Annotated in this window: 9 protein-coding genes and 2 tRNA genes; 2 read left to right on the top strand and 9 right to left on the bottom strand. The window is 54.8% G+C overall.

All coding sequences use genetic code 11. The annotated features are described in order from the left end of the window. Positions 1 to 31 precede the first annotated feature (31 nt). The gene (locus CKX93_RS01835; RefSeq protein WP_159435512.1) at positions 32 to 1,420 is read left to right on the top strand and encodes a LysM peptidoglycan-binding domain-containing protein; all 1,389 of its coding nucleotides are present in this window, start codon (positions 32 to 34) and stop codon (positions 1,418 to 1,420) included. Here CKX93_RS01835 and CKX93_RS01840 read toward each other — a convergent pair. Genes CKX93_RS01840 through CKX93_RS01855 form a run of 4 tightly spaced genes read right to left on the bottom strand, consistent with a single transcriptional unit; the run spans position 1,417 to position 7,332 of the window. Then, positions 1,417 to 3,066 (bottom strand): ABC transporter ATP-binding protein, encoded by a 1,650-nt coding sequence (locus CKX93_RS01840; protein WP_076754719.1) that lies wholly within the window; start codon positions 3,064 to 3,066, stop codon positions 1,417 to 1,419. The genes CKX93_RS01835 and CKX93_RS01840 overlap by 4 nt on opposite strands. After that, entirely contained in the window at positions 3,063 to 4,226 is a 1,164-nt protein-coding gene (locus CKX93_RS01845; protein ID WP_076754721.1) for an ABC transporter permease, read from the bottom strand. Before CKX93_RS01845 ends, CKX93_RS01840 begins: the two co-directional genes overlap by 4 nt. Further along, positions 4,219 to 5,448 carry an ABC transporter permease gene (locus CKX93_RS01850; RefSeq protein ID WP_076754723.1) on the bottom strand — a complete coding sequence of 410 codons (1,230 nt, stop codon included), beginning with the start codon at positions 5,446 to 5,448 and terminating at the stop codon, positions 4,219 to 4,221. The genes CKX93_RS01845 and CKX93_RS01850 overlap by 8 nt, the downstream gene beginning before the upstream one ends. A gap of 15 nt (positions 5,449 to 5,463) precedes the next feature. Next, positions 5,464 to 7,332: a peptide-binding protein gene (locus CKX93_RS01855; RefSeq protein ID WP_076754725.1), complete on the bottom strand. Its 1,869-nt coding sequence runs from the start codon at positions 7,330 to 7,332 to the stop codon at positions 5,464 to 5,466. Between the two features lie 109 nt (positions 7,333 to 7,441). Between CKX93_RS01855 and CKX93_RS01860 the strand changes: the two genes are divergently transcribed. Then, entirely contained in the window at positions 7,442 to 8,230 is a 789-nt protein-coding gene (locus CKX93_RS01860; protein ID WP_076754727.1) for an enoyl-ACP reductase FabI, read from the top strand. Positions 8,231 to 8,232: 2 nt separating this feature from the next. Here the strand turns inward: CKX93_RS01860 and CKX93_RS01865 are convergent, their stop codons facing one another. The 5 genes from CKX93_RS01865 to lon all read right to left on the bottom strand — a co-directional run bounded on the left by CKX93_RS01865 (position 8,233) and on the right by lon (position 13,271). Next, positions 8,233 to 10,134 carry a SurA N-terminal domain-containing protein gene (locus CKX93_RS01865; protein WP_076754729.1) on the bottom strand — a complete coding sequence of 634 codons (1,902 nt, stop codon included), beginning with the start codon at positions 10,132 to 10,134 and terminating at the stop codon, positions 8,233 to 8,235. Between the two features lie 45 nt (positions 10,135 to 10,179). Continuing rightward, positions 10,180 to 10,256 (bottom strand) — tRNA-Asp (locus CKX93_RS01870). A gap of 15 nt (positions 10,257 to 10,271) precedes the next feature. Further along, a tRNA-Val gene (locus CKX93_RS01875) sits at positions 10,272 to 10,347 on the bottom strand. A 10-nt stretch (positions 10,348 to 10,357) separates the two neighbouring features. Continuing rightward, positions 10,358 to 10,630, bottom strand: a complete 273-nt coding sequence (locus tag CKX93_RS01880) for an HU family DNA-binding protein (protein ID WP_076754730.1) — start codon at positions 10,628 to 10,630, stop codon at positions 10,358 to 10,360. Between the two features lie 202 nt (positions 10,631 to 10,832). Next, on the bottom strand, positions 10,833 to 13,271 hold the full coding sequence (gene lon / locus CKX93_RS01885) for an endopeptidase La (RefSeq protein ID WP_076754732.1): 2,439 nt from the start codon (positions 13,269 to 13,271) through the stop codon (positions 10,833 to 10,835). Positions 13,272 to 13,316 lie beyond the last annotated feature (45 nt).

Raw genomic sequence — 13,316 nt, forward strand, 5'->3', positions numbered from 1 at the left:
CGTTGATCGCTATCCTACCGTGCCCATGGGCATGAAGAAAATGATTGGCAGTATCATCCTTGCAATAATCGCCAGTCAATGGCTGATGGGATGCTCGACAACTGCGCAAAAAGCCGCCTACCCCGATCAACACTTAGCGCCTGCCGCGCCCGATCACCGGGCTGAGACCCGCCGCACAAGCACCCGAGAAATACCACCCGCCACGGCGGTGCACAGCGAACCCGTCGATCTTTGGGATCGCTTGCGCCGCGGCATGGATTTGCCGGCGGCAGCAGACAATGCGCTGGTGCAACAATACGTGCAGTGGCATCGGGAAAACCCAAGCTATCTGCATCGCGTCACTGAGCGTGGTGAACCCTTCTTGTATTTCATCCTTGATGCGCTGGAACAGCGCAACATGCCCAGCGAACTGCTTCTCTTGCCCATCGTTGAAAGTGCTTATCAGCCATTTGCTTATTCCCACGGCCGTGCCGCCGGGCTTTGGCAATTCATCCCCTCCACAGGCCGACATTTCGGACTGCATCAAACCTGGTGGTACGACGGCCGGCGCGATGTTTATGCCTCCACTCAAGCCGCTTTAGACTACCTGCAGCAATTGCATGCGCGTTTTGATAACGACTGGCTGCTGGCACTGGCAGCCTACAATGCCGGACAAGGAACAGTTCATCGGGCCATCACCCGCAATGCTGAGCGCGGCCTAACGACTGACTACTGGCACCTCGACCTACCCCGAGAAACTCGCCACTACGTGCCCAAGCTGCTGGCGCTCAAAATTGTTATGACCCAGCCAGAGTACTATGGCATCGAATTGGCACCGGTCAGCAACAGCCCCCAAATCACCGTTGTAGAGCTAGATTTTCAGCTGGAATTGGCAGTCGCTGCTGAATTAGCGGGATTGGAAATGGATCAGCTGCATCAGCTCAATCCGGGCTTCAACCGCTGGGCCACGCCACCGGATGGACCGCATCGCCTGTTGCTGCCGATTGAGCATGCCAATCAATTCTCACAGGCACTCACAGAACTGGATCCCAACGCGCGGGTTTCCTGGCAACGCCATCACATCCAACAGGGCGATACTCTGGGCGGCATTTCCCGGCAATACCAAATCAGTGTGGCGGATTTGCGGCGCATCAATGGGCTATCGGGAGACCGCATTCGTGCCGGAAGATATTTATTGATCCCCTCCCAGTCAGACCCCGCTATGGCAGCTCGGGTGGCGAGCGCTAATCGGCCGCTGAATATCCCCGCCAATCGCATTACGCACGTAGTGCGTACGGGAGATAACCTCTGGAATCTTGCACGCCGGCATGGTGTGACCGTGGCTGATTTGACGCGGTGGAATAATCTGCGCAGCGATAGCATCCTGCGTCCCGGGCAACGTCTGGTGCTTTACGTCGACGTAGTAGCTCAGGGGCGCTAACTTCCGGTGATACGCGGGATGGCCGCCAGCAGCTTCTGCGTATAAGCGTCCTGGGGATTGCGACAGACCTCGCGTGCAGCGCCCATCTCCACCACCCGCCCCTGATACATCACCACCAGCGTATCAGCCAAATACTCCACCACGCCCATATTGTGGGTAATAAATAATAGGGTCAGACCCCTTTTTTGGGCGAGGTCGGCGAGAATTTGTAGCACTTGGGCTTGAACCGATACATCTAGGGCGCTGGTGACCTCGTCACAGACAATAAACTCAGGATCCAAGACCAAAGCTCGGGCGATACCGATGCGTTGGCGTTGACCACCAGAGAATTCATGGGGATAACGCCACAAAGCATCCTCAGGCATTTGCACTTGCTGCAAGACCCGCGCTGCCATTGCCAGGCGCTCCGCCTTATCGCTGCCAATGCCATGCACGGCCATGGGTTCCGTCAACGTCGCTGCCACCGTCAGTCTCGGGTTCAGTGAGGACATCGGGTCTTGGAAGATGACCTGCATGCGTCGGCGATAGGCCTGCATTTTGGCCCGAGGTAAGCGAGTAATATCCTCCCCATCAAAACGAATCTCGCCGGCTGTGGGCTCAATCAGACGAATCATGGCACGTCCCAGCGTGGTCTTACCGCAACCCGACTCACCGACCACTGCCAAAACTTGTCCGCGGGGAATGGCAAAACTCACCCCATCGACCGCGCGCACATGATCGACGACTCGCCGCATCAGGCCTTTACGGATCGGGAAGTGCACCTGCAGGTCTTTGACCTCAACCAAGCTGGGGGCGCTGCTGGGTGCCTGGCGAACCGCCATGCGCGGCAAATTCTCGGGTAAGGCGGCAATCAATTGCCGCGTGTACTCATGCTGCGGTCGATCCAGAACATCGCGCACCGTGCCGCTTTCCACGAGCTGCCCCTGACGCATCACGCCGAGGCGATGCCCCATCTGCGCCACCACACCAAAATCATGGGTGATGAATAAAATCGCCATGCCATTTTTGGCTTGCAGCTCACGCATCAAGCGCAGAATTTCGGCCTGAATGGTGACATCCAAAGCGGTAGTCGGCTCATCAGCAATCAACAAATCAGGCTCACAGACCATAGCCATAGCGATCATCACGCGTTGGCGCTGCCCGCCCGACAGGCGATGGGGAAATTCCCCGGCGATGTCTCGCGGTCTGGGCATTTGTACTTGAGTCAGCACTTCAATAGCGCGCTCGCGGGCTGCCGACTCCCCCAGGTCAGGGCGATGTAGCCTCAGCGCCTCAGTAATCTGCTCACCGACGCTGAGTACAGGATTCAGCGAGGTCATGGGCTCCTGAAAAATCATACTGATGCGCATGCCGCGTATCTGGCGACGCACAGACTCGGCAGCACTGAGCATATCCAGCGTCTCAATGCGTTGATCTCGATGACGATACTGAAACAACACCTGACCACTGGGGTGGGAACTGATGTCCTTGGGCAAAAGCTGGATAATGGACAAAGCGGTGACAGACTTGCCACTGCCGGATTCACCGACCAAGCAAAAAGTCTCGCCGCGATCGATACTGAAACTCACCTGATCAACGGCGCGGATTTGGTGCTGCCCCGCACGCAGCTCGGTGGATAATTTTTGCACCTCAAGCAGCGCGCTCATGCTTTTTTCTTCAAATAAGGATCAAGGGCATCGCGCAGCGATTCGCCCACCAAGTTATAGGCAAATACGGTCAAGAAAATGGCCCCACCGGGGAATGCCGCCATCCACCAATTAAAGGAAGACGATTGCACGGCTTGATTCAGCATCTGCCCCCAGGAGGGATCATCAATCAAGCCCAGACCCAAGAAGCTCAAGGTTGCCTCTGCCAAAATCGCTGAGGCAACACCAAAGCTAGCCGCCACCAGTATCGGCGCCACCCCATTGGGCAACATGTGGCGAAACAGCACTGAGCGCAGCGGCAGACCACAGGCAATAGCCGCCTGCACATATTCCTGCTCGCGCAGCTTCAAAAACTCAGCGCGCACGTAACGCGCATACCCCGACCAGGAGGTGATGCCGATGATAATCATCATCATGTAAAGACTGCGCCCGAAAAAGGCAACGAAGGTTAACAATAAAAATAAGGTGGGTATGGCTTCAAAGATTTCGACAATACGCATGCCAATCATGTCGACGATGCCGGAGAAATACCCCATCAGACCGCCGATGACGATACCGATGCCCAGAGCAATACCCGTGGCAATAAAGCCGATCCCCAAAGCGATGCGCGAGGCGTGAATCATACGCGAGAGCACATCAGCGCCATTTTCCTCCGTCCCCAGCCAATGCCGACGGCTGTCCCCAGCCAAAGGCGCTTGCAGACCAGTGTCACCAAAATCCCGCAAATAATCCTTGGGTGAATAGGGTATGGGGGCGTGTATCACCCAGTCATATTGACCCTGGGCTTGAGCTTCACGGTATTGCTCATAAATGACCAGCTGTGGCGGCTTAACCGTTGCCCAGCTAATCGTTCCACCTACCGCCGCAATCAGCAATAACAAAAGAAATTTCTGCCAAAAGGCGCGCTGCAAGCGCCACAGCAACAATGCCGCAAAGAACGTCAGCATCAGCGTCACATCGGCGGCGCTCAGATAACGTAATACCGGACTGGACCACTGCCCCCCTTCACTCACTAATAAGGGATAACTGCTGGCCAAAAACGGCGCGAAGACGGCAACGAACACCAACACCAAAATCCATGCCAAACCAATGCGCGCTCCCCAGCGCAGCAAGACTTCGCGCACTACCTGTGCGGTATAACTGCGCTGCGCCTCAGTCATAGCTCACTCGCGGATCGGCGATGGCATAACAAAGATCTGCCAGTAAATAACCGGCCAAGGTCAATAGCCCACTGATCAAAGTAATCGACAACACCAGTTCGCGATCTCGGGTTTGTACCGATTCAACCGCGAGCTTGCCCATACCATCAATCGAAAAAATCGTCTCAACAATCACGGAACCGGCCAAAAGGCTGGGCAACAAAGTCGCCGATACCGTAATCAAAGGCAGCAGAGAATTGCGAAATACATGTCGCCACAAGACATCACGCTCAGCCACCCCCTTGGCCCTAGCGGTGCGTGCATAATCGGACAAGAGATTTTCCAACACCGCTGAGCGCGTCAATTTGGCGAGAAAGGCAAAGCCCCCATAGGCCAAACAAATCACGGGCAATACCAAGTGCCAAAGTCGATCCAATAAGAACCCCCGCACAAAATCACCGCTCATTAAAGACATCGCCAGTCCAATCCCGATGGCGGCGCCCAGCAACCCCATAGTCGCTATCCACAAGATCGACCCGCTACGCCGCACTAACCAGACCAACAAAATCGTGCCCAGACCGGTGAGCAGAAACAACAAACCCAAGTCTCCCAACGAACTCCAATGCGGCAAAAACGGCATATCCAAAGCCTCGCGACGACTGATGCCGCCGGTTGGAAACCAACGCCAAAACTGCTCAGAGGCAAAAAAACCAATCAGCAGCACGCCCGCCAACATGGTGGGCACCGACCATAGGCCCAGCAGCAGCACCCCAGAGCCCGTATCAAAACGGCTGCCGCGATGGGTCGCGGCGCGCACACCCACAGCAATGGCGATCACATAGATGATGGGAATGGAAAGAATATTCAACAGCAGGGTGATGGGCAGGCGTTCCGCAATGAGATCGCCCACCGGTCGTCCATAGCGAAAACTGGTGCCCAGCTCAGAACCTTTAAACAAGGAAAACCCCGCCAAGGCGCCCTCTTCATCAAAGACAAAACCGACAGGCGAGATATTATTCAACCAGCGCAGATATTGGACCGGCGGCGGCTGATCCAAACCATACATGCGGTTGTAATAGTCCTCCATGGCCTGTTTGGCCTGAGGCTCTAAATTCATGCCATCCACTAATGATTGCGCGCTGATGCCTCCGGGGGCAGCCGCCATCACCACGAAAACCACTAACGTGATGCCCAGCAAAGTGGGAATCATCAATAACAAGCGACGCAGAATGTAAGTCGTCACGGGCGCTTAATGGATCTAGCGCGAGTAGCGCTGCTGCTCGGCAGGAACATAAACCTCCAGAGGAATGGCTGAGAGGTTCAGTCCCAATCGGGTTTGTTGGAGATTACTCAGGCGCTGATCCACAAAAGCCAGGGTCATGCGTCGCATGAGAAACGTATAAGGCTGCTCTTCATGCAAAATCCGCTCTACCTGATGCCAGATCGGCATACGCTCTTCATCATCAACCGTGGAGCGTGCCAACTCGATCAAAGCATCCAGTTCAGGATTGCCATAGTGAATAAAATTATCCCCGCCAGCGACCCGCTGACTGGAATGAAACATCTGATAGACATCCGTTTCCACACCGCTGGTCCAGCCCAGAGTGATCGCATCAAAATCCTTGCGGTTGAGTAAATCCAACATCACCGACCATTCCGTCGGCCGGGGGCGCATGACAATACCGGCGCGGGCATACAAATCGCGCAGAAATAGCACCATGCGACGGGTGTCTTCATTGTCTTGGAAAAACACCAAATCAAACTCGAATTGCTGACCGTCGGGACCCTGCAAAATCCCGTCGCCATTGCGATCGGCAAAGCCAGCCTCAGCCAATAGCGCCTGAGCTTTGGCTACATCAAACGGATAGGGCGTGATGCTGGCGTCGTGCTGGGGACTACGCGGATTAAACGGGCTAACCGCCGGCTCGGCATAACCCAACATAATTTCATCAATGATGCGATCGGTATCCGTCAAATAAGCCATGGCTCGGCGCACCTTGGGATCAGCAAAGAGGGTGGGCTGATCATTGCGCTGTTGGTTCCAACCGATATAGCTATACCCCGCAGTGGGACTCATATACTCAAAGCGTTGGGTACGCGCAGCCAGTCGTTCATCATCACGCAACTGCTGATATTCTCTGGGGCGGGCCGCATAAATATCCAACTCCCCATTGCGAAAAGTCGTCAAACGCGCACTGTCGTTTTCAATGACCCGCCACAACAGCCGATCAAAGGGCGGATCGACCGGGCCCCAATAACGAGGATTGCGCTGCAATTCAACCATCCCCAAATCCGGTGTCCAACCGCGAGGATCAGCCAGGCGATAGGGGCCTGTGCCCATGAGTAGACCGCGGCTTTGATTAAAACTGCGCGGATCTTCTAAAAAAGGCTCATAAAAATGGCGTGCTAGGACCTGCAGGCCACCAGCCAATGACAGGCTATTGAAATAGGGCTCAGAGAACACAAAATCCACGGTGCGCTGATCAATAGCAATCACCGACTCCAGCTTTTCCAGGTAGGCGCGCGCTCGCGGGGCGGCGATGGCCTCGTTCATGATGAATTCATAGGTGAAGACCACATCATCACTGGTCAAAGGCTCACCGTCTGAGAACTCGACACCCTCGCGCAGGGTGAAGCGGATAGTCATACCGTCTTCACTGAATGACCAATCCTGCGCCAAAAGACCCTGCCACTCTAACGTATCCGGGTCGCGAATCAGCAAAGGCTCGAGCACATAAGACTGAACCTCACTAGAATAGGCATCAGAGGACACCAGCGGCGTCAGGGTCGCCAGGCCCGTGGGAAAGGCTCTGACTAACCAATCCCCCGAGGCATAATCGGCCTGCTCAGCGGCGGCAAAGGCTCGCTGAAAAGCTGACGGGATCGCGTCTCGCTCCTGACTTCCCTGCCCGTCCAAGACCACGCCAGCGCGCAAACGCGAATCTAAACCCTGCACCGCCGAGCGCATCCGCCGCATATCCTCGGCCTGTTCTTGCATGGCTCTTTGCATCTCGCTCATGCGCTGCCACTGACGATCAACCTGATACATGAGCAGCAACAAGCCCAGCCCCAAGGCCAGCAACAGGCCCAGGATGACAAAATCCTTACTGTGGTAACGCTTGTCCATTGTGATTTCTCAAAGCATGGGCTTTAGCCGCAAAGATACAAGATTCGCGTTAGAATGTACGCATAACATCAATATCAGGTCCACAGGACCTTGGACAGGAGTAAGTGCAATGGGTTTTATGAGTGGCAAGCGAGTTTTGATTGTCGGTGTGGCCAGCAATCGTTCCATCGCCTACGGCATCGCCCAGGCGATGGCCCGTGAGGGTGCTGAACTGGCTTTTACCTATCAAAACGAGCGCCTGCGTGAGCGCGTTGAAAAAATGGCTGCTGAGTTCAACTCCAATATCGTTTTGCCCTGTGATGTCAGCAGTGATGCCGAAATTCAAAGCGTGTTCGATGCGCTATCCCAGCAATGGGACGGGCTTGAGGGCCTGGTACATTCCGTGGCCTTTGCGCCCAAAGAAGCCTTAGAGGGTGATTTTCTCGACGGTATATCCCGCGAGGCCTTTAATACCGCGCATGAGATCAGCAGTTATAGCCTGACGGCTCTGGCCAAAGCGGCTCGACCCATGATGACCGGACGTGATGCAGCGATTCTCACCCTGTCCTACCTGGGCGCGGTGCGTTCAATGCCAAGCTACAACCTCATGGGTTTGGCCAAAGCCAGTCTCGAGGCCAACGTGCGCTACTTGGCTTATGCTTTGGGTCCAGAAGGTATTCGCGTCAATGGCATCTCAGCCGGGCCGATACGCACTCTAGCGGCCGCCGGCATTGGAGATTTCCGCAAGATTCTCGATCATGTGGAAAAGAACGCGCCTTTGCGTCGCAATGTGACCATCGAACAAGTGGGCAACGCGGCGGCTTTCCTATGCTCAGACTTAGCTTCCGGGATCACCGCTGAGATCAGCTACGTCGATTCTGGATACAGCACTCTGGGCTTGGGACCAGCTGAGGTCTAAGCTCAAAGGTTGTCCCGGAAGATTCGGACTTTGGCGGCGTCCTGCAGCGATTGCAGCGCCGCCTCGAACTCCAACATACGCCGGACACTGATCAACTGCTCGCGCGCTGCTTGCAACGAAGCCGCATCAGCTTCAGCGTCGATCACTTCATGCAATACAACCAGCGCATAGTCGCCGTTATCCAGGCTAAGACCGCGCATACTGGGTTGCTCAGCCATAGGCGCTGGCAGGGCAAAAGCTGCCTGCAGTAACTCTGCTGGCAAGCGTTCATCATCGCGGCGTAATTGGATATCGCTCCAAGAATCCCCGGGAAGGCCGCGAACAGTAGCCGCAAAAGTCTGCCCTGCCTGCAGCTGGCTGAGCGCTTGAGCGCCGGCTTCACGTGCCAAGCTCGACGCTTCTTCTGCGCGCAGAAGCGCCTCAGCTTCAGCAGCGACTTCGGCTAAGGGACGAGCCCGCGCTTCTTCCACTTCGGCCACGCGCACCACCAATGCCCGACCGTCATTCAGTTCTAATAAATCGCTATTGCGTCCTTCACGTAACAAGCGATCGGAAAATGCGGCGCGGCGCACGACATTGACGGCCCCAATACCGCTTCCAGTATCAGCCGTTATCCAATCCGAGCGCTGTAATGCCAAACCAGTAGCGGCGGCGGCGGGTTGCAGGCTGCCGGGATTTTCAAAGCTGGCGTTAATCAATTGTTCGGTTAATTGAATCTGACGGGTTTCCACCTGACGATCTAACAATTCCTGACGCACTTCATCACGCACCTCATCAAGAGGCTGAGAAATGGCGGCCTGGATCGCTGTCAGTTTGAGCACATGGAAGCCTTCACGGGTACGCACCGGGTTGCTGACTTCTGCCGCACTCATCGTGAATAAAACCCCATCCAAAGCGGCACCTAGGTCGCCCCGTTGCAGCAGGCCCAAATCGCCACCATCCGCAGCGGTAAATTGGTCCTCTGAAACATCAGCAGCGACGGCTGCAAAGCTCTCCCCTGCCAACACGCGACTGCGCGCTGCTTGGGCACGCTCACGGGCCGCTGCGGCCTCAGAGTCGCTGGCATTGATGTCGACACGAATCAAAATCTGTGCGCCGCGACGCTCCTCAGGCGAGGTATAACGATCCAGACTCTGTCGGTAGAAACGCTCGATTTCTGCATCGGAAATATTAATGGTCTCAGCCAATGTCTGGAAATCCAACATCACGTATTCCAGCTGGAGACGCAGCGGTGTTTGAAAACGCTCCAGATTATCCTGATAAAACGCCTCAACCCGAGCAGGATCGATGCGGATATCACGAGCATAGTCCTCAGCGGAGATACGCAAAGCACTGAGGCGGCGCTCTTCGGACAACAAACGCAGGTAATCCAGCGCCTCGGTCTCCATCACCAAACTCGTGTCACGCAGGCCCGACTCAAACTGGCCCATGCGCAGGCTTAAAGCAATATCGGCTTCAAACTCCCCCCTGCCAATACGCTGCGCTTCTAGCAGGCGCACATAGCGCTCTCGATCAAAACGCCCATTGGTTTGAAAGGCGGGGATAGCCCCTAATTCGCGCGCCACAAGGCTATCGCTGACTCGGTAACCGCGCTCCTGACTGGTTTGACGCACCAATTCACGACGGATCAGTACCTCGATGGCCTGCTCGCGCAAGGACTCTTCGTCGACTAAGCTGCTGGGAATTTGTCCACCGAAGAACTCGGCCAGTTGCTGGCGTTGTTGTTGAATCTCACGCTGCACGGCTCGACTGGTAATTTCCGTATCATTGACCTCAATGGCCACCAGGCGGGCGCCCCCACCGAAATACTCGGCCACACCCCAAAGCGCGAACGGGATGGAAATCATGATGATGACGGCATATGCCAGCCATCCTGAGGCTTTATCACGTATCGATTGCAGCATGGGCGTTGATCACAAAAAAGGGTGCCCTAAGACACCCTTGAAAATTGGCGGAGCGGACGGGACTCGAACCCGCGACCCCCGGCGTGACAGGCCGGTATTCTAACCAACTGAACTACCGCTCCAAAACTGCATGGGCTTGGTGGGTGCTGACGGGTTCGAACCGCCGACATTCGCCTTGTAAGGGCGACGCTCTACCAACTGAGCTAAGCACCCGCAAAGCCGATTATTTTACGGCATCCTTAAGTGCTTTGCCAGCCTTAAAGCTGGGTACTTTGGATGCGGCGATATTGATGGTGGCGCCGGTACGGGGATTACGGCCGGAACGGGCTTCGCGCTTGCGGACCAAGAAGGTACCAAAGCCAACCACGGTTACTTGGTCGCCTTTGGCCAGCGCTCCAGAGATGCTGGAAATAACCGCGTCGACTGCACGGCCAGCGGCAGCTTTGGACAGGTCAGCGGATTGTGCAACAGCATCTACCAGTTCAGATTTATTCATTTTGTCTACCTTTTTTCAAGTTAATTGGTGGGTACGCGACAACAAAGCCAGGTATCACGATTTGGCGAATTCACTAAATCATGTTTCCCCAATGCGGCCAAGTGAGGTCGCAGAATTATTATCTTCGGCCTTCCCGACCGGAAAAGCAAAACCGTTATACCAAGCGCTTTTCCCGGGTGTCAACGAACTTTTTTGCGACTACTTAATGATGAGGAATACGCCGAGAACTGGCACGCCGAGTGGTTTTGCTCGATACCGGCTTAGCAACTTCTTCGCTTTCAGTATGTTGCGGTTGTTCCTTGAGAGCAATCGCCAGGACTTCATCGATCCAGCGCACGGGACGAATATCCAACTGACTTTTAATGTTTTTCGGAATATCCACCAAATCTTTTTCATTTTCTTGGGGAATGATGACGGTCGTAATCCCGCCCCGATGCGCTGCCAAAAGCTTTTCCTTTAATCCACCGATCGGCAAAACCTCTCCACGCAGCGTGATCTCACCGGTCATGGCAACATCAGAACGCACGGGAATCTCTGCTAAAGCCGAGACAATCGCGGTGCACATGCCGATGCCGGCACTTGGGCCATCCTTGGGTGTAGCGCCCTCAGGCACATGCACATGGATGTCTTTTTTCTCGTGGAAGTCCTCAGCAATACCCAGTGTACTGGCGCGACTGCGCACCACGGTGAGAGCCGCTTGAATGGATTCCTGCATAACATCACCCAGCTTACCGGTATGGGTAAATTTACCTTTGCCCGGAACCACAGCAGACTCAATGGTCAAAAGCTCACCACCCACTTCCGTCCACGCTAGACCGGTGACCTGGCCAATCTGGTCACGCTCCTCAGCAATACCATAGCGAAACCGGCGCACTCCCAAATACTTATCAAGATTACGTGGCGTCACGGAGGTTTTGTGTTCTGTGCCTTTGAGCAAATGCCCCTTGACCACTTTGCGACAGATCTTAGAAATCTCGCGCTCTAAATTACGCACACCCGCCTCCCGGGTGTAATAACGCACCACATCCCGAATCGCGGCCTCGCTCATCGAGAGCTCATTGGCTTTCAGCCCATTGGCCTGAATCTGTTTGGGAATTAGATAGTTGACAGCAATACTGGCTTTCTCATCCTCGGTGTAGCCGGGAATGCGAATAACTTCCATACGATCGAGCAACGGACCGGGAATGTTCATGCTATTGGCCGTCGCCACGAACATCGTATCGGAAAGGTCATAGTCCACTTCGAGGTAATGATCGGCGAAGCTGCTGTTTTGCTCCGGATCCAAAACCTCGAGCAGTGCCGATGCGGGATCACCGCGAAAATCCATCGCCATCTTGTCAATTTCATCAAGCAAGAACAGAGGGTTACGCGTACCCACTCGCGACATATTTTGGATGATCTTGCCCGGCAAAGCGCCGATGTAGGTGCGCCGATGCCCCCGAATCTCAGCCTCATCACGCACACCACCTAGGGACATACGTGTGAATTTTCGGTTGGTAGCACGGGCAATCGAACGCCCCAGGGAGGTTTTACCCACACCCGGCGGACCCACCAAGCACAGAATCGGACCTTTCAACTTACGCACTCGCTGTTGCACCGCAAGATATTCAAGGATGCGTTCTTTAACTTTCTCCAGACCATAATGGTCCTGATCAAGTACATCCTGCGCCTCGGCAATATCAATGCGCACTTTGCTGCGTTTTTTCCAGGGGACATTGGCCAACCATTCCACATAATTGCGCACCACCGTGGCTTCTGCGGACATGGGTGACATCATTTTCAGCTTGTTGAGCTCATTTTGAGCTTTCTGCAAAGCTTCCTTAGGCATGCCCGCGGTATCAATACGCCGCTGCAGCTCTTCTATTTCGTTGGGGACATCATCCATGTCTCCCAATTCTTTTTGGATGGCCTTCATCTGCTCATTGAGATAGTACTCGCGCTGACTTTTCTCCATTTGTTGCTTCACGCGGCCACGAATGCGCTTTTCGATTTGCAACAAATCAATCTCACCCTCAATTAGGGACATGATGTGTTCCAAGCGCGCCTGAACGTCATCAATCTCAAGAATCTTTTGTTTTTCCTCAAGTTTGAGCGCCATATGAGCAGCGATGGTATCGGCCAATCGAGCCGCATCGTCGATACCCGCCAGCGAGGTCAGAATCTCAGGAGGAATTTTCTTGTTGAGTTTGACGTACTGCTCAAACAGACTCATGACGGAGCGACACAGAACTTCCATTTCCCGTTCATCACCGGCCGGTGGCTGAGGGCTCACCATCACCTGAGCCGAGAAATGCACATCCGCATCAGTCAATTCCACCACCCGGGCGCGCTCTACACCCTCCACCAATACCTTAATAGTGCCATCTGGCAACTTCAGCAACTGAAGGACAGTCGAGAGTGTACCGGTGCGATAAATCGCATCAATCGAAGGCTCATCCTCATCGGCGCTCTTTTGCGCCACCAAGAGAATTTGTTTGTTGCCGGTCATCGCCGCGTCCAGCGCCCGAATCGATTTCTCGCGCCCTACGAATAACGGAATCACCATGTGTGGATAGACAACCACATCGCGCAGCGGCAGTACTGGGACGTGGCGCATCGGCTCTTGGGCGGCTGATGCGGGAAGCTGGGGCTTATCTGGCATGCTCGAACTCTCGATGGAAGGCTTACCCAAGTTTATTGGGCGCGA

Source organism: Ectothiorhodosinus mongolicus, assembly GCF_022406875.1.
GTDB lineage: Bacteria > Pseudomonadota > Gammaproteobacteria > Ectothiorhodospirales > Ectothiorhodospiraceae > Ectothiorhodospira > Ectothiorhodospira mongolica.